Origin of the sequence: Haliscomenobacter sp., assembly GCF_033763495.1 — a bacterium.
GTDB lineage: Bacteria > Bacteroidota > Bacteroidia > Chitinophagales > Saprospiraceae > Haliscomenobacter.
The window spans coordinates 1-16,547 of sequence record NZ_JANRKL010000185.1 but is presented as its reverse complement, the minus strand read 5'-3'; the positions used below and the strand labels follow the sequence as shown (position 1 = coordinate 16,547).

At 47.1% G+C, this 16,547-nt stretch carries 14 protein-coding genes; 7 read left to right on the top strand and 7 right to left on the bottom strand.

Going from position 1 to position 16,547, the window contains the following annotated elements; translation table 11 throughout:
• Positions 1 to 7 precede the first annotated feature (7 nt).
• A complete protein-coding gene (locus SFV55_RS20495; protein WP_320031417.1) occupies positions 8 to 1,876 on the top strand; it encodes a proton-conducting transporter membrane subunit in 1,869 nt (622 codons plus the stop codon).
• Positions 1,877 to 1,901: 25 nt separating this feature from the next.
• Here SFV55_RS20495 and SFV55_RS20490 read toward each other — a convergent pair whose 3' ends face one another.
• The 5 genes from SFV55_RS20490 to SFV55_RS20470 form a co-directional block, all read right to left on the bottom strand.
• Positions 1,902 to 2,807 (bottom strand): lytic transglycosylase domain-containing protein, encoded by a 906-nt coding sequence (locus tag SFV55_RS20490; RefSeq protein WP_320031416.1) that lies wholly within the window; start codon positions 2,805 to 2,807, stop codon positions 1,902 to 1,904.
• A 66-nt stretch (positions 2,808 to 2,873) separates the two neighbouring features.
• Positions 2,874 to 3,383, bottom strand: coding sequence for a DUF2480 family protein (locus SFV55_RS20485; RefSeq protein ID WP_320031415.1), 510 nt, complete (start codon positions 3,381 to 3,383; stop codon positions 2,874 to 2,876).
• An 86-nt stretch (positions 3,384 to 3,469) separates the two neighbouring features.
• Positions 3,470 to 4,072, bottom strand: a complete 603-nt coding sequence (scpB, locus tag SFV55_RS20480) for an SMC-Scp complex subunit ScpB (protein WP_320031414.1) — start codon at positions 4,070 to 4,072, stop codon at positions 3,470 to 3,472.
• A 43-nt stretch (positions 4,073 to 4,115) separates the two neighbouring features.
• Positions 4,116 to 4,502, bottom strand: a complete 387-nt coding sequence (locus SFV55_RS20475; RefSeq protein ID WP_320031413.1) for a hypothetical protein — start codon at positions 4,500 to 4,502, stop codon at positions 4,116 to 4,118.
• Positions 4,503 to 4,647: 145 nt separating this feature from the next.
• Positions 4,648 to 5,487 (bottom strand): MBL fold metallo-hydrolase, encoded by an 840-nt coding sequence (locus SFV55_RS20470; RefSeq protein WP_413776724.1) that lies wholly within the window; start codon positions 5,485 to 5,487, stop codon positions 4,648 to 4,650.
• Between the two features lie 368 nt (positions 5,488 to 5,855).
• On the opposite strand from SFV55_RS20470, the gene SFV55_RS20465 reads away from it, so the two are divergent.
• From SFV55_RS20465 to SFV55_RS20445, 5 genes are all read left to right on the top strand, one after another.
• Entirely contained in the window at positions 5,856 to 6,866 is a 1,011-nt protein-coding gene (locus SFV55_RS20465) for a hypothetical protein (protein WP_320031411.1), read from the top strand.
• 92 nt (positions 6,867 to 6,958) lie between these two features.
• Entirely contained in the window at positions 6,959 to 8,692 is a 1,734-nt protein-coding gene (locus SFV55_RS20460) for an OmpA family protein (protein WP_320031410.1), read from the top strand.
• 84 nt (positions 8,693 to 8,776) lie between these two features.
• Positions 8,777 to 10,495 carry an OmpA family protein gene (locus tag SFV55_RS20455; RefSeq protein WP_320031409.1) on the top strand — a complete coding sequence of 573 codons (1,719 nt, stop codon included), beginning with the start codon at positions 8,777 to 8,779 and terminating at the stop codon, positions 10,493 to 10,495.
• A 149-nt stretch (positions 10,496 to 10,644) separates the two neighbouring features.
• Complete coding sequence (locus SFV55_RS20450; protein ID WP_320031408.1) at positions 10,645 to 11,463, top strand: SDR family NAD(P)-dependent oxidoreductase; 819 nt, start codon at positions 10,645 to 10,647, stop codon at positions 11,461 to 11,463.
• Positions 11,464 to 11,475: 12 nt separating this feature from the next.
• Positions 11,476 to 12,903: an aldehyde dehydrogenase family protein gene (locus SFV55_RS20445; protein ID WP_320031407.1), complete on the top strand. Its 1,428-nt coding sequence runs from the start codon at positions 11,476 to 11,478 to the stop codon at positions 12,901 to 12,903.
• A 221-nt stretch (positions 12,904 to 13,124) separates the two neighbouring features.
• Here the strand turns inward: SFV55_RS20445 and SFV55_RS20440 are convergent, their stop codons facing one another.
• Both SFV55_RS20440 and SFV55_RS20435 read right to left on the bottom strand, forming a co-directional pair.
• The gene (locus tag SFV55_RS20440) at positions 13,125 to 14,285 is read right to left on the bottom strand and encodes an acyl-CoA dehydrogenase (RefSeq protein ID WP_320031406.1); all 1,161 of its coding nucleotides are present in this window, start codon (positions 14,283 to 14,285) and stop codon (positions 13,125 to 13,127) included.
• Between the two features lie 199 nt (positions 14,286 to 14,484).
• Positions 14,485 to 15,597, bottom strand: coding sequence for a VWA domain-containing protein (locus SFV55_RS20435; RefSeq protein WP_320031405.1), 1,113 nt, complete (start codon positions 15,595 to 15,597; stop codon positions 14,485 to 14,487).
• Between the two features lie 94 nt (positions 15,598 to 15,691).
• On the opposite strand from SFV55_RS20435, the gene SFV55_RS20430 reads away from it, so the two are divergent.
• On the top strand, positions 15,692 to 16,547 hold an 856-nt coding region (locus SFV55_RS20430; protein ID WP_320031404.1), incomplete at its 3' end, for a lysylphosphatidylglycerol synthase transmembrane domain-containing protein.

Below are 16,547 nucleotides of genomic sequence, written 5' to 3'. Positions count from 1 at the left end.
GGCGGCTATGTCACAAATGCTTCAAATATTTATTTTTTTGCCCTTGTTGGGTTTCATTGCAGCTACTTTGGTACCGCATAAAAAAGAAGGTGTTCTGGCAGGAATTGCCTTGGCCGTGCTAGGAATACAGTCGCTTGGGATATTGAGCTTTATCAGCTATTGGGCTTACCTAGGCACTCCGATCCTGGATTATAAACAGTGGGTTTTGTACAAGAACCCTCATTTTGAATTTTTTACCAACTACTATTTTGACCAGGTAAGCGCTGTTTTTGCTGCGATGGGAGCCATTTTGACTTTTTTGGTGGTGGTCTTTAGCAAGTACTATATGCACCGGGAGCAAGGCTTTAAACGTTTTTTTGTCACCCTTTTGGCCTTTTATTTTGGGTACAACCTGATTGTATTTTCAGGCAATTTTGAAACCCTTTTTATCGGTTGGGAAATATTGGGCATCACCTCCTTTCTGTTGATTGGTTTTTACCGCGACCGCTATTTGCCCGTCAAAAATGGGATCAAAGTGTTGTCGTTCTACCGTTTGGGGGATATCTGTCTGATTCTAGCGATGTGGATGAGCCATCATTTGTGGCACAAAAACATCACTTTTTTTGAATTGACCCAGGCAGAAGCTGTACTCAAACTATTTCAGGAGCACTACTTTGAGGCTACCTTTATTGCGCTAATGATTGTGATTGCGGCTGCGATCAAGTCGGCTCAATTGCCGTTTTTTACCTGGCTACCTCGGGCAATGGAAGGCCCGACCTCTTCCAGTGCGATCTTTTACGGTTCCCTGTCGGTACACATTGGAGTCTTTTTGTTGCTGCGTACTTATCCATTTTGGGGGGATCAGTGGTGGATCAAAGGTATAATTATTGCCATCGGGCTGATTACCAGCATACTGGCCATGTTGATCGCCCGAGTCCAGTCTTCTGTGAAAACCCAGATTGCTTATGCTTCGATAACCCAAATTGGGTTGATGTTTATTGAAGTAGCGCTGGGTTTTGAAGTGCTGGCTTTGTTCCACTTTGCAGGGAATGCATTTTTGAGGACCTATCAATTGTTGGTTTCTCCTTCGGTCCTCAGTTATTTGATTCACGATATGTTTTTCAATTTCAAGCCACGCCCAACGCAGGTTGAACGTCCATTTTGGACAAAGCTCCGACACGGCATTTATGTGCTGAGTATCAAGGAATGGAACTTTGACTATCAGTTGAGTAAGTTCTTATGGTATCCCTTCAAACGTTTTGGCACAGGGGTAATTTTGCTCAGCAAAAAAGGGGGACTGTTGCTCTGGCTGGTCCTGCTTCTGGGTGCAGGAGCGGCTTATGCTTTTAAAGCGCAGGTAAGTGGGCAAACCCAGAATTACCTTGCCATCATTTTGGCAGCTATCGCATTGACGATGGTCCTGAAAGCATTTGCCGAACGCGAAAACGCCTTACACGCCTGGCAAATCGCGCTCTTAAGCCAATTGTTTACCATTCTTTCGATTGTATGGAATGCGCCGGTCGAAATGAAACAAATTCTTCTTTACCTGAGCGGAACCCTCATTGCGGCCGCGGTGGGATATTTTGCTTTAAAAAGGGTTAGAACGCTTGAAGGAGAGGTGGAACTGAACCATTACCATGGGCACAGTTATGAGCACCCGGGTATGGCTTTACTGTTTTTGTTGTCTTGCCTGGGTTTGGGAGGATTTCCAATTACACCAACCTTTATTGCCATCGACTTGATGTTTACCCATATTTCGGCTCATCAAATTGTGTTGGTGTTTTTAATTGCTTTGAACTTTTTATTTCTGGAATTGACTTTTCTGAGGATGTATACCCGAATATTTTTAGGGCAGCATCAAAAAGCCTATCATCCTATCGCTTTTAAATCATCCTGAGCCATCATTGCTTTGGGCCAAGCTTTTACTTGGGGATTTTGATCTCATACAATTTTCCAGCCCGGTTGCTCAATTTGGAGTCAATCAGCCAGGGGTTGTAAATCTTGAGCATCCGATAGGTGGTATGGTGTTCTTTAGCAAAGTCGCCCAGGCTCAAAATGGGGGTTTTGACTTCCACAATTTTGTAATTGTCGAGAGGGGGGTAATTGTCGTTATCGAGGTAAAAGCCGTACTGTTGAGGGTTTTCAAAAATGTCTTTGACGGCAATGAGGCGAAAGAAATACCGTAAGGTTTCGTCAGGGAGGTTGAGTTCATAATAGGACTCGGCGCGTTGGAGTTTGATGTCGCTGGCCAAACGGGTTGGCCCCATGTTGTAGGCAGCAGCAACCAAGGCCCAGGACCCGAAGCGTTTTTTGAGGTCTTTCAGGTATTTGATTCCTGCTCGGGTTGCTTTTTCTATGTGGTAACGTTCGTCCACTTCTTCATTTACTTCCAGGCCATAATAATCGGCCGAGCTTTTCATAAATTGCCAAAGCCCCTTTGCTCCTGCCGAAGAGGTGGCATTGCTGAGGTTACTTTCGATGACTGGAAAATATTTTAAATCGTTGGGCAGGTCATTTTCAGCCAATACTTTTTCAATTAAAGGGAAATAGCGGGCGGTGCGTTTGATGTTGATCAAGGTATTGGCGTGCAGATAGGAATTGATCAACAACTCTTTTTCCAAACGTTCCCGCACATCGAAACTTTCGGTAGGCACGGCTTCGCCTGCAAAATCGAATTTGCGGTTGAGATTCACACTTTTGATGACCTGCGGCAAACTATCATTGTCTCCCCCTTTGCTACCGGAGCGCAAACCGCTGTAGGAGCTCAAAAGTGCGATGGTAAAAAGTGCCGCTGCTACCGCGACGTAGATGCGAAGTCCCTTTTGCATAGTCGAAAAGTATAGGTATGGCTCAAAGATACAAAAAATTGCGGCCTTGGCCACGGCCCATGTGGTTTAGGGTTTCCGCTTATAAATGGGCACGGTAGAGCAAGGCTCCCCGTACATGATGCTCAGCGCGTGTGGTTTGAGCAAACGGGTCAGTTCCAGGTAGGCTGAAGGTGGCACAGGTTTATCACTACATCCCTTGATGACGATGCGTTGGCCAGCATAAGAAGCGGGATCAATCTGGTTCAGAGCCCGATTAAAGGCTGCCTTGTAATAATTGTCGGCATCGCCCTGGAAAATATCCTTCGCGAAAGGTTCCGCATAAGTAGCCACCAACATGTAGGCCCAAACCGGAATGATGGAATCATTGGAACAATAAACCAATAAAACCTTGTCCTGGTACTGCGTCCAGTCGTGATTTTTAAGGGCTTCACGAAAATCTTTTTCCTTCAAAATCAATCCCATAAACAGGTAATCCACCAGATCGAAATGGGCAATTTCGCCAGCAGGGAAAAAATCTTCCAGGTTTATCGTAATCAAGCCACTATTGGCCACCCGGTTTACGAGCAAATCTTCCATAAGTCGAGTTGAGGAGTTGAGGAGTTGAGGAGTTGAGTGTCGCTTTCGCTAAACTTCTCAACTCCTCAACCACTCAACTTGATTCATTAGTCTTCAATCGGATCAGCGGCATTTTCCGCCAGTTCTTCAATGTCTTCAGGTTCACCGATGAGATTTTCCGGGTCTTTGAATTCTTTGGGTTGTGGCAAGTCTTTGATGCTTTTTAACCCAAAATAATTCATGAACTTATCCCCGGCACCGTACAAAAGTGGTTTTCCTGGGCCTTCACTCCGGCCTACAATAGAAACAAGTTCCTTCTCCAATAGTTTCTGGATGGCATAATCAGAATTGACACCACGAATTTTTTCGATGTCGGTTTTTGACACCGGCTGCTTGTAGGCCACAATAGCCAGGGTTTCCAAAGCAGCACGAGAAAGGCGTTTGCGGGTTCTTTGTTTGAGCAGGGTACCAACGGTATTGTGATAAGCCCCTTTGGTCAAAAATTGGTAGCCTTCGGCAATTTCGATTAGTTCAAAAGCAAAGGCTTCGTCCTGATATTTTTCAATCAGCCCTTGAATCGCTTTTTCCAGTTCTTCCTGATGAAATTCCAGGCCAAAGGTCTCTTCCAAACAAGCCCGAATATCGGTAAATGAAATGGGGGCATCCGCCGTAAAAATCAAACTCTCGATGTGTTGTGCCAAATGCTTCAAGGCCAATAAAGTTTTGAGCGTATTTTAAGGATGTAAAAATAATTCAGATTTTGGGAAAAAAGACATTTCTCAACAAGATGCTCAAAATGATGAGGAAGACAAAGGTGCTGCCAGCAATCCACCAGGCGCGTTGGGTATAGTTTTTTTCAGTCTGTTCAGTCGATTTTCGCCAACGGTTTTTCGGAGTGTCCGCATCTACATTGATCTGGCAGGAATATTTAAATCCGGTATCCAGGCGATCCAGTTTTAGCTCACAAAGTTCCTCTTCGATGAAAAAAGAATAGGCTTTGGACTCTTGCACATTAAAATCGACGAGTACAACCCGAGAGTTGCAATGCACCACCAGGTGCCCATCCTTGTCGCCGTGAAAAAGGCCAATGAGGTAAGGTTGTCCAGTATCGTTGGTAAAACGCCAAAAAGATTCAGCCATGGGAAAATGGTTTTAGCTGTCAGCAATGAGCTATCAGCTAGGGGATGCTCTAACTAATGGCTGATAGCTCACTGCTGAGAGCTGATGGCTCTCCAAGTTAAAGGTATTCTGGCAAAATCGAAATAGGGTTTTGAAATTAAGTTTGTTAAATTTTTATTGCTTCGCCCAGAGCGAGTACTTTATAAGGCTGTCCCATTTTTTCGGCGTAGTCGATGAATGTTTGAGGATCGGCGGTATTGAATTCAAAAAGGTCGTAGTGGTGAGGAATTACCAATTTGGCATCAATGGCTAGCCCCAACTCCACTGCTTCCCGGGCGTTCAAATTACCCGCCACACCCCGCGCCGGATCATTGCCATTGATGGGCAATAGGGCGATGTCTACCTGAAAAGGTTTTAGGATGTCCACCATTCCCGGATACCAGAGCGTATCGCCGCTGTGGTAAATTTTCCAGGGGCCGAATTCAAGCACATAACCCATAAAACGGCAGTTGCCCAGGGCATCTCTTTCCAAGTCATTGTGGGCGGCGGGTATACCATGCAGCGTGAACAGGCCCAATTGGATGCTTTGACCGTCGTTTAAACCCAGCGGGAAGTCGCGCACGCAACCTACTCGCTCCACTACAAAATCACGATTGGCTTCCGGTATAACAAAGGCAACCTGAGGGCTATTCGCCAAAATTGGCTGCAAGGTCTCCGCGTCCAGATGGTCGGTGTGATTGTGGCTGGAGGTCAGTACATCGATGCTCAAAAGCAGTGCAGGATCAATGACTCTTTCGCTGATGCGCACATGGGGCTTGTTGGTTTGAGCGTATTTGCGGGTGAGTGAATCGGAAAGGTAGGGATCAAAAAGGACCCGTTTACCCTGCCATTGCAACAAAAAACCGCTTTGGCCCAGCCACCATAATTGAAATTGACCGGCATCAACTGGTTGTTGCAGTACTTCTGCCCATAGTGCTTCATCTTTGCGCAATGCAGCTTTCAACATCATAGAACCTGTTTTAACAAATTCGCAAAAGATTATTTTTCAAAAAATTAGGCAAGTCCCCACTCTTCCTTCCGGCAAATCTGGGTTGGAACAAATGCGCTACAATTGGTAGTGCATTTCCCTGGGCATCCTTTTAATTTTGTATTGCCCGGTCAGCAGGATATAAGCACCAGACTGGCCAGGACAATCTATTGCACACAAAACCCAAATCATGAAGCAAATTTATCCATTAAACACAAACCACCATTTTCCGATCCTATGCAACTGCTGCATCGTCATTACCGACGATACTCAATTGGGGCGCTAAATTAATTTTGATTGTCTGGCCTTTTTTGCATCTTTACAATCAAAGAAATATCCAGCAGCCCATGTTGACCAAACGCTTACTCCTCCTTTTTAGCACACTGACTCTTGTCTTCAGCGTGCTGTATGGCCAAAAAAAAGACTCTACCAAGACAATTTTTGAATTCATGGCCATTGGTGATGTACTTGAAATGGAATTGAGTACGGATATGACCCTGCTCAAAGATCAAAAAAAGACCAATGAATACCAACCTGCCAGCATAAGTTTTACAGATGCCGCGGGGCAAGCCCAAAAATGGGAAATCAAACTGCGTTCTCGTGGAAAATTCCGTCGCCGTATCTGTGTACTGCCGCCCCTCAAACTCAATTTCAACAAAGGTGATTTGCAAAAAGCAGGCCTCGCTAAAGATGACGAACTCAAGCTCATCACGCACTGTGTGGAGGGCTTCGAAGGCAAAGAGTTTTTGATGCGGGAATACCTGGCTTATAAGTTGTACCAAATGATCAGCCCCTATGCCTTAAAGGTGCACCTCGTGGAAATCAAATACCGGGATAGCAAATCCAAGGCTAAAACCAGTGGTTGGGGAATTTTGATGGAAGACGAGGCAAGTATGGCCAAACGTTGTGGCGCCAAACTATGCGACGATTGTTTTTCTACCCCCAAAGACAGTTTCAACATGGAACAAGTCAATGCTGCCTGTCTATTTGAATACATGATTGGCAATACCGACTGGTCCATCCAAATGGTGCGCAACGTAAAAATGTTGAAATTTAAGGATGGGAGCAAGTCCGCCATCGTTCCTTATGACTTTGACTTTTCGGGCTTTGTCAATGCCAGTTACGCCTTGCCCAATGCCGATTATAAACTCACCAGTATCCGCGAGCGCATTTTTCTGAGCATGACCCAAAGTGACGCCGAAATAGCCTCGACCAAGGCGCTTTTTGAATCCAAACGCCAGGCGATGATTGACTACATCAAAGGATTTAAGGCCTTGAGTGCTGCCGGGCGCAACGATGCGGTCAACTATCTCGAATCTTTTTTTGAATCTTTAAAGCAGCCACTGCGCAGGCCATAAATAAATTGTAAAAAATATACTCAGTTGGGTGTAATTTAATTGGGTTTTGGTGTTATAAGTTTAATTGCTAACACACTAAACCTAAATTTGCCATGAGGTTTTACTTGCTCTTCCTTGGGGTATTGGCCAACATTGTACTCAATGCTCAAACTCAACAATTTTCCTACACTGTATTTTTCGACACTGAACAACATGTACTTACTGCCGAAGCCCGCACTCAACTGAACAAAGCACTGGATGATCTGAAATACGCCGACACTTACCAAATCCAAATTCAAGCATTTACCGACAACCAAGGTGAAAACTCTTACAATTACAAATTGGCTCAACGACGGGCTGTTTCCGTACTTGACTATTTAAGTACCCTGGGGTTACAGACCAAGACTTCCCGACTCGAAAGTTTTGGAGAGGACAATCCCGTTTCAGACAACAACTCTCCGGAAAGTCGCCAGAAAAATCGGCGGGTAGATGTACTCATCAAAGCCCAATTTGTCAATTCAATTGATGCCTTTGTTGGAAAACTCGGCGAAGGCCGCACCCAACACTACACCATCGACCCTACCCAAGCCAACCGGATTTTTGCACAAAAAGGCACCTTGGTGCTACTTCCCGCCAACTCCTTCGTATTGCCCAATGGTCAGGCAGTCAGCGCCAAAGAAATTACGCTGAGTATTGAAGAAGACTACAGCCTTAGCGATATGTTGCTGGCGGGTTTGACTACCAGTTCCAGCTCCAAACCCCTGATTACGGCTGGTATGGTCAACATCAAAGCCATTGCCCAAGGTCAGGAACTGAAGCTGGCTCCAGGAGTGGAAATGGGTCTGGGTATGCCCATCCAGGGAGGAAACTTCGACAAGGACATGGAGCTTTTCCTGGGGGGTAAAGATCCTCACGGCGGCAGTCGGGTCAATTGGCAAGCTACCCGCCGCCGGGCTGCTCCGGCACCAAAGGAGCTACGCCTGCCCAACAATCGCCCACGCCAACCCCGCGAGTATGATTTTGTCAATGCACAAATGGCGGAATTGCCCAAACAGCCCACTCTGCCAAAGAATGCCAAACCAAATTATCCACGTTTGCCCAACCGGGAAAAAACTACTGTAGGGAAAACTTTTCTGCAAGAAATTTTCATGAGCAAGGCTGCTGAAGAAGTAAAAAAGGATGAGTTGTACGCAGAACGGATGGAAAATTACCCCAAACGGGTTGCCAAATACAAAAAAGACAGCACCGAGTACGTAAAAGTGTGGCAAATTTACCGCAAAGACAGCTTGGCCTACGCCGACTTTAAGCGCAATGCCCAACAACGTTATGCCGAAGCCAGGGCAGAAGGCCTGAAAAAATACCAGGAAGCACTGCAAGATTATCAGGTAGACCTCGCCCAATGGGAAAAAGACATGGTTGATCGCCGCGAATTGTATGAAAAAGGTTATGTAAGTAGCGGCAATCTGGACCAAAAGGCGATGAACCGTTACTTCTTTGAAGTCAATAGTATGGGCTGGATCAATTGTGACAAATTCTGGAATGTTCCCGAGGACAAAAAAACGGAAATGGCCTTTGTCGACAATGATGAGACGGAAGAATCCATCATGCTGGTGTTCAAATCACTACCCAGTATTTTACCCGTTGTCAAAAACGCGGATACGAAACAATACCTTTCGGCGCCAGTGCCCAAGGGAATGGAAGTCAAAATCATTGCCATCAAAGTGGACCAGGGCCGCTCCATGATGGCCGTGAAGGATACCAAAGTAGGTGAAAAAGCACAGTATGATCTGGTGTACGAGCCCAAAACCTTGAAGGAAATTCAGGCGGAGTTGGCAAAGGTGAACTGATAAAAATGGAAGGATCAGGGAGCTCCTGATCCTTCCCAACATAAGTAGGTAATCCTAATTAACTAGACTTAAATTTCACTAATTATGAAGCATTTATCACTCTTTATCTGCCTTGTAATTACACAATGGCTAAATGCTCAAACTACCAATTTCTCCCATACCGTTTATTTCAACACGAATCAACACCAGCTCTCTGCTGAGGCTCATAAAATCCTGGGGAAGGCAATCACTGACCTGAGTGGGGCTGAAAGTTATCAAATCACCATTCAAGCTTTTACCGACGATGAAGGCAGCAATGCTTACAATCAGGCATTGGGGCAACGGAGAGCTGATGCAGTTTTGGCTTACTTCGACAGTTTAGGCCTGGCAACTCAAAATGCAAAGTTGAACAACTATGGAGAGCAGAAAGCCCTTGCGGACAACAACACAGTTGAAAATCGCCCCAAAAACCGCCGGGTTGATGTATACATCCAGGCTGTTTTTAATGAAAATTTCCAAAGTTTATTAAGCAAATTAGATCATACCCAGACCTATTCTTATCCCATTTCCAGCACCAAATCCACCTGCTTGCTCACCCATCAGGGCACTTTTTTGATGATTCCAGCACAGGCATTTGTCTACTCCAATGGCCAGCCCGTTGTCGAAGGAGAGGTTATTTTACAAATCCAGGAGTACTACGGATTGAGTGACATGCTAATGGCCGGGTTGAGTACTTCTTCCAACCATAAAATGCTGGCGACCGGAGGCATGGTCAACCTTAAAGTCCTGGCCCAAGGACAAGAATTGCAGCTGGCTCCACAAAAAGAAATTGGGGTTGGGATGCCCATACGGAAAGGCCAATTTGATCCAGCTATGGAATTATTCTTGGGAGATGATAAAGACCCTCATCATTCAGGTCTAATCAACTGGAACCCCACCCAGCGCAGGGCAACTTCACTTTTGGCTACCTCCCGCAAAGACCCTTCAACAGACGTTGCAAGCCAATTTGCCATATATAGAGAAACAGCAATCAAGCAATTGATCACAAATACAGGACGGCCCAAGCTCAACCCCAACCACAGAGCCCGAACCATACCACAAAAACCACAACGTGAGGACATTAAAGTTCATTTAGATTTCTTTCAAAAAATCTTCCCCAACAAAAAAAGAATTGAAGCCCAAAAAGATAGGATTTATGCCAAACAGGTGAAAAACTACCAGCGTAGTCTAAAAATTTTTCGGCGCGATAGTACTTATTGGACTAAATATTTTCAGGACAGCTTGAATTATGTGAGGCTTTATAAAGAGGCCCTCGATAGTGATCTCCAGAATTATCAGAATGCACTGAAAGAAGCTACCTACGCCGCCGCCAATCGGGAACAAGACCAAAAAAAGATGCAAGAATTGTACGAAAAAGGGGTAAGCAGCGACGGCCAATTGTCGCAACAAACCCTGGATCGGTATTTCTTTGCGGTGAATCGCCTGGGCTGGATCAATTGTGATAAATTTCTGGACATGCCGGAAGCCCAACTGACCCAAATAGCCATACAGGATAGCGATGCGACTGAGGAACGCTTGATGCTGGTTTTCCCACATTTGCCCAGTATTTTAGGGGTCAAAAGCAAAACGGCCCAGGGGGACTACCTCTCGGACAATATCCCGAAGGGGATGGCCGCCAAATTGATCGGCATCAAAGTGGACCAGGGCCGCTCCATGTTGGCAGTAAAAGACATCAAAGTAGGGGAGAGCAAACAGGCTTACAACCTCGTTTACCAACCCAAGAGCCTGAGAGAAATCCAAAAAGTATTGGAAAGTATTGACTAGACAGAAAGAGACAGGCCGATTTTTTTCAAAAAAACCTGCCTGCGCACCTGAAATTTCCTGCGAAAAAACCTAATATTGACAGGTCATGTAAGCACCCGGGCTAGAACTGAAAATGCAGCTCCCGGCCGGGTGCTAAAATCAGGTCGCGCGTGAAAGATTTTACGAAAAAAGTAGCGGTCATCACCGGAGCAGGTTCGGGGATGGGCCGCGAATTGGCACTTCAGCTTGCCGCAGCGGGGGCGAGTGTGGTACTCAATGATTGGAAAGAAGAAACCCTGCAAGAAACCGTTCGAATGGTTGAAGCCCAGGGCGGGACGGTCGCCGGGCGCGCTTTTAGTGTAGCCGATCGTACGGAAATGTACCATTTTGCGCAGGAAACCGTGAACCGCTTCGGTGGAGTCGACATCGTCATCAACAACGCTGGAATTTCCCTCTTGCAGCAAAAAATTGAAAGCACCTCCTACGAACTCTTTGAAAAGGTAATCAATATCAACATGTGGGGGGTGATTTATGGCTCCAAGGCCTTCATTCCTTTTTTGCGGGAAAGACCAGAAGCTGCCCTGGTCAATGTATCCAGTATTTTTGGCATTGCAGCTTATCCCGATCAAGGTGCCTATGTAACTGCAAAGTTTGCGGTGCGGGGCTTCACCGAAGTACTGCGCCAGGAACTGGCCAAAACGAGCGTAAGTGTAACCTGCGTACACCCGGGAGGCATCAAAACCAATATCGTTCGAAACATCGATACCCAACAAACAGCACGGCTCAATAAATTCTCCGACGTCTTCGACCGCATGGCCAAAACCAGCGCCGCCGATGCCGCCAAACGCATCATCAAAGGTATTGAGCGCAAGGAAAAACGGGTCCTGATCGGCAAAGACGCCCGCTACATGGACAGCATTGCCCGCCTGATGCCTGGCAATTACGAGGATACGATTATGAAGGGGTACGACATTGAAAAATTCCAATAACTTCCGCAGCACATGGAAACCATCACCGCCAGCCAAATAAACATCCAGGCTCTTTTTGAAAAGCAACAACGTTATGCTCCTGAGCTTGCCAATACTACTGCTACCGAGCGCATCGCCCGCCTGAATCGCCTGATCCAGTTTATGGACAACGATCAGGAAATGCAAGGGCTAAAGGATGCGATGTACCAGGATTTTCGCAAGGCCGAGGTAGAGGTCATGTTGTCAGAAATCGCAGTGGTGAGAAGCCATGCGCTACACGCCCGCCGCGAGTTGCGCCGTTGGATGCGCCCCCATAAAGTACCGACTCCCCTTACTTTGCTGGGCACTACTTCTTACATCGAATATGAAGCCAAAGGGATGAGTTTGATCATATCCCCCTGGAATTATCCCTTTAACCTTACTTTTTCTCCACTGGTTTATGCAATCGCGGCGGGAAATACAGCCATCATCAAACCCTCGGAATTGACGCCGCATACGGCTGCGTTTATGGCACAGGCCATCAAAAAATTATTCTCCGAAGAAGAAGTGGCCCTTTTGGAAGGGGACGCAAGTTTGGCTACGGCTTTGTTGGAGCTGCCTTTTGACCACATCTTTTTCACCGGAAGTCCACAGATTGGCAAAATTGTGATGGCTGCTGCCGCCAAAAACCTGGCTTCAGTAACGCTGGAACTGGGAGGAAAATCCCCGGCTATTTTGGACGCATCTGCTGCCATTGATACGCTAAGTTACAACCTGGCCTGGGGCAAATGCCTCAACAATGGTCAGACCTGTATTGCCCCCGATTACGCCTTGGTGCACGAGTCCAAAATGGACGCCTTTGTCAAGGCTTTTGAAAAATCCTTAAAACGTTTGTATACCGATTTACCAGGTCTGGAAAGCAACCCGGACTATTGCCGGATTGTCAACCACCGACATTACCAGCGTTTGCGGCGCTTGTACGATGATGCCATCAGCAAGGGTGCGGTGGAACTATTGGGCGGTACCTGGAACGAGGCGGAACTGTTTGTCCCCCCTACCCTACTTGCCAACATCAGCGACGACATGGCGATCATGGAAGAGGAAATATTTGGGCCAATCCTGCCGGTTTTGCCTTTTTCAAGCCAGGAAGAGGTCGTACAAATCATCCGCAAACGACCAAAGCCACTTTCTTTGTACATCGGCGCCCGCAATCGACGCTTCATCAATTACATCATGGCCAATACTTCGGCTGGAGGTACCGTAATCAATGACTACATGTTGGGTTTTGGCAATCCCAATTTACCCTTCGGAGGGGTGAACAACAGTGGGATTGGCAAATACATGGGCTTTCACGGCTTTGTGGCTTTTTCGAATGAGAAAGCAGTGGTGAAGCGGAATTTTGGGACACTGAGTGTATTGTTTCCACCGTATACACCAAAGGTGAAGGCGCTAATGGCGTTCGTGCAGAAACGCTTGTTGTAGCTCAATAGCCAAGCCATCAAAGCGACAGCATTAATTGATTTTTTTTGAGTGACGAGTTCCGAGTACATGACTTATGAGTTTTGAAGTGGGCTACCGCAGCAACTTAGACCAAGGCTTTGCCTGAGACGCTGCGGTAGCTTACTTCAAAACTCATAAGTCATGTACTCGGAACTCGTCACTCAATCAAAATCAATAAAAGCACCATTTGCTGGAATCCTTCCTTACACCGGCAAATAGGGTTTCCCGCCCGTGACTTCCCTTGAAATCACAATCCGCTGCACTTCCGAAGTCCCTTCATAAATCTGGGTGATCTTCGCATCGCGCATCAAACGCTCCACGTGGTATTCTTTCACGAAGCCATAGCCCCCGTGCACCTGCACTGCTTCCACACTGTGGCGCATAGCTACTTCGGAAGCATACAGTTTGGCCATCGCGCTGGCCGCACTGTAGTCCAGTCCCTGGTCCTTGAGCCAGGCAGCTCGGTATACCATCAGTTTGGCCGCTTCGATCTCTGTAGCCATATCGGCCAGTTTGAACGCTACGGCCTGGTGTTGGTTGATGGGTTTGCCAAAAGCGGTGCGTTGTTTGGAGTATTCCAGAGCCAGTTCGTAAGCGCCCCCAGCAATGCCCAGAGCTTGGGCGGCAATGCCTATGCGGCCACCCGCCAGGCTTTTCATGGCAAATTTGAAACCAAAACCATCTTCCCCGATCCGGTTTTCCTTCGGTACTTTGACATCGGTATACATAATGGTGTGGGTATCCGATGAGCGGATGCCCAGTTTATCTTCCTTGGCCCCGACGGCAACACCAGGCATACTGGTTTCCACAATCAGGCAATTGATGCCTTTGGAGCCCTTCTCTGGATGGGTTTGGGCCATCACCAGATGCAATTTGGAAGTGCCCCCGTTGGTGATCCAGTTTTTGGTGCCGTTGAGCAGGTAGTGGTCGCCCATATCAACTGCGGTGGTGCGCTGGTGGGTGGCATCGCTGCCCGCTTCAGGTTCGGAGAGGCAGAAGGAGCCGATCCATTCGCCGCTGGCCAGTTTAGGTAGGTATTTGGCTTTTTGTTCGGCACTGCCAAAGGTTTCAATGCCCCAACAAACCAGGGAATTGTTGACCGACATGATCACCGAACAGGAGTTGTCTATTTTGGAAATTTCTTCCATGGCGAGTACGTAGGACAAGGAATCCATCCCTCCTCCACCGTATTCTGGCGAAACCATCATGCCTAAAAAGCCCAGCTCGCCCATCTTTTTGATTTGCTCGTAAGGGTATTCCATTTTGGAATCGCGTTCGATGACGCCAGGCTTCAATTCTTTTTGGGCAAAATCACGGGCTGCGGCCTGAACGGCCAAGTGTTCTTCGGACAAATGAAAGTTCATCGTCATTTGGTTTGATGGCGGGTACTGGCAATCCCGGTACCCGCTATTTGGTCTGGTTAAGGTTGAGGCTAAAAAACGCAGATTGGTTCGCTGTACCAGAAATTCCAGCACAAACGAAAGAATTGGCGAATTTACGCTAAATATTGGAAAGTGGGTAGCGAATTTACGCTAAATTATAGATTGACCTTAGAATATAAGTTCACGGCGTCCCCCGCAGCCTTTCCCCCTTAATCGCCTTCGCCATCAAATCCGGAAATGCATCAGGCGTACACGCAAAAGTGGGAATTTCCAACTGTGTGAATTGGGTAGCAATATGGTGGTCGTACATCGGTGCGCCCTTGTCATTCAAAGCCAGCAGGGCAATCAAATTAACCCCTGCGGCTTTAATTTCCGCGGCTTGGCGGAGCAAGTCATCCTGCGGTCCGCCCTCCATCAAGTCCGAAATTAGGACCATAATCGTATGCTTCGGCTGGCGAATGTGCTGGCGGGCATAACGCAGGGCCTTACTGATGTGTGTGCCCCCGCCGAGCTGGGTAGCAAAAAGCAGGTCCACTACATCGTGCAAATTTTCGCTGAGGTCCACCACGCTGGTATCGAACACGATGAAGCGGGTGGTAATGCTGGGCATGGAAGCCATGATCGAGCCCACAATCCCGGCATAAACCACCGATGCGGCCATGGATCCACTTTGGTCCACCAGTAGGATCAGGTCTTTCATTTTGGGTTGGCGGCGACCGAAGCCCCAGAGTTTTTCAGGAATGATGCTGTGGTACTCTTCTTGATAGTGCTTCAAATTGGCGCGAATGGTACGGTGCCAATCTATGGCGTTGGGTTTGGGCCGACGAGAACGAGCCACTCTACTTAGACTACCTTTAATGGCATTTTGTAAAGGTTGGCGCAGTTTTTTTTCCAGTTCTTTCACCACCTTACGGATGACCTCGCGAGCGGTTTCGCGGGTTTGGGCGGGCAACACTTTTTTCAAACTCAGCAAGGTACTGACCAAATGTACATCGGCTTGTAAGGTTTCCAACAATTCAGGCTGCAACAACATCTGGTGCAAACGTAGGCGCTCCAGAGCGTCTTTTTGCATCAATTGCACCACGGGCGCGGGGAAATACTTGCGAATATCCCCCAACCAACGGGTAACATTCGGCGAAGAACTACCCAGGCCACGTTCGCGTTCGCTGTCGTACAAGGCATCCAGGACCTTGTCCATGCCCTGCTCTTCCTCCCCTAACCCGATGCTGTCTTTAGGGTCAGCATTTTGCCCAAGGACCAGTCGCCAGCGTTTGAGTTGTTCTTCTTTGTCCATATTTTCCTAATCATTACCAAAAATGGAAAAAATTACTGATTTTCGAGCTTTATAATTTGGGCAGCACTAATTTATGCCCCTAAACCACGTCAGAGTGAAGCAAGAAGAAGCCTGGAAAGATACTGAAAAGGATCAGCACAAGGCATTAAAGTCAATTTCGCCCTACCGCATCATCATCCCCGCCTTACTCGGCCTTGCCGGAGTATTTTATATGTTGTGGCGCAATTTTGACCCGGAAGAGTTCAAACGCATCCAATGGACGGGTCACGTTTATTTTTGGATTGGGATGGGTGTATTGACTGTATTGATTCGAGACTTGTCCTATGCCTTCCGCTTGCGGGCCTTGACCAACAAGGAACTTTCCTGGTGGAAATGTATCGAAGTGGTAATTATTTGGGAGTTTAGTTCAGCGGTTTCACCCTCTGCATTGGGAGGCTCAGCGGTAGCCTTTTTTATCTTGTCGCAGGAAAAACTTTCTGTAGCACGAACCGTGACCATTGTGACCTATACCATCGTATTGGATGCCTTGTTCATGCTCTGTACCCTACCCATTTTGTTCCTCATTTTTGGATTTGACATTTTACGGCCAGGGGCGCAGTCTTTTGGTGATTTGGGACAATGGGGTTATTTGGCCCTGGGCTTTTACATTTTTATGATCGTGTATTCCATCATTTTTGCATATGGCATTTTCTGGGGGCCCCAGCAGATGAAACGTTTGTTGGGCTGGGCTACGAATAACCGCTTGCTGCGGCGTTTTCGTCAAGGTGCCATTAAACTGGGCGAGGATTTGGTCATTGCATCAAAAGGGCTGAAGGAGCAAGGCTGGCGCATACACCTCCAGGCAGTGGTGGGAACCTTGCTAGCCTGGGTTTTCCGCTTTTTGTTGATTAGTTGTTTGGTTATTGCCTTTACACCCGAGTTGCCTTTGACCTTGCCTTTTCAAAGTGAAT

What these genes read in the sequence shown, in the direction of transcription:
- SFV55_RS20495 (WP_320031417.1), top strand. Translation starts at nt 8, where the DNA reads ATGTCACAAATGCTTCAAATATTTATTTTTTTGCCCTTGTTGGGTTTC.
- SFV55_RS20490 (WP_320031416.1), bottom strand. Translation starts at nt 2,807, where the DNA reads ATGCAAAAGGGACTTCGCATCTACGTCGCGGTAGCAGCGGCACTTTTT.
- SFV55_RS20485 (WP_320031415.1), bottom strand. Translation starts at nt 3,383, where the DNA reads ATGGAAGATTTGCTCGTAAACCGGGTGGCCAATAGTGGCTTGATTACG.
- SFV55_RS20475 (WP_320031413.1), bottom strand. Translation starts at nt 4,502, where the DNA reads ATGGCTGAATCTTTTTGGCGTTTTACCAACGATACTGGACAACCTTAC.
- SFV55_RS20470 (WP_413776724.1), bottom strand. Translation starts at nt 5,487, where the DNA reads ATGTTGAAAGCTGCATTGCGCAAAGATGAAGCACTATGGGCAGAAGTA.
- SFV55_RS20465 (WP_320031411.1), top strand. Translation starts at nt 5,856, where the DNA reads ATGTTGACCAAACGCTTACTCCTCCTTTTTAGCACACTGACTCTTGTC.
- SFV55_RS20460 (WP_320031410.1), top strand. Translation starts at nt 6,959, where the DNA reads ATGAGGTTTTACTTGCTCTTCCTTGGGGTATTGGCCAACATTGTACTC.
- SFV55_RS20455 (WP_320031409.1), top strand. Translation starts at nt 8,777, where the DNA reads ATGAAGCATTTATCACTCTTTATCTGCCTTGTAATTACACAATGGCTA.
- SFV55_RS20445 (WP_320031407.1), top strand. Translation starts at nt 11,476, where the DNA reads ATGGAAACCATCACCGCCAGCCAAATAAACATCCAGGCTCTTTTTGAA.
- SFV55_RS20440 (WP_320031406.1), bottom strand. Translation starts at nt 14,285, where the DNA reads ATGAACTTTCATTTGTCCGAAGAACACTTGGCCGTTCAGGCCGCAGCC.
- SFV55_RS20435 (WP_320031405.1), bottom strand. Translation starts at nt 15,597, where the DNA reads ATGGACAAAGAAGAACAACTCAAACGCTGGCGACTGGTCCTTGGGCAA.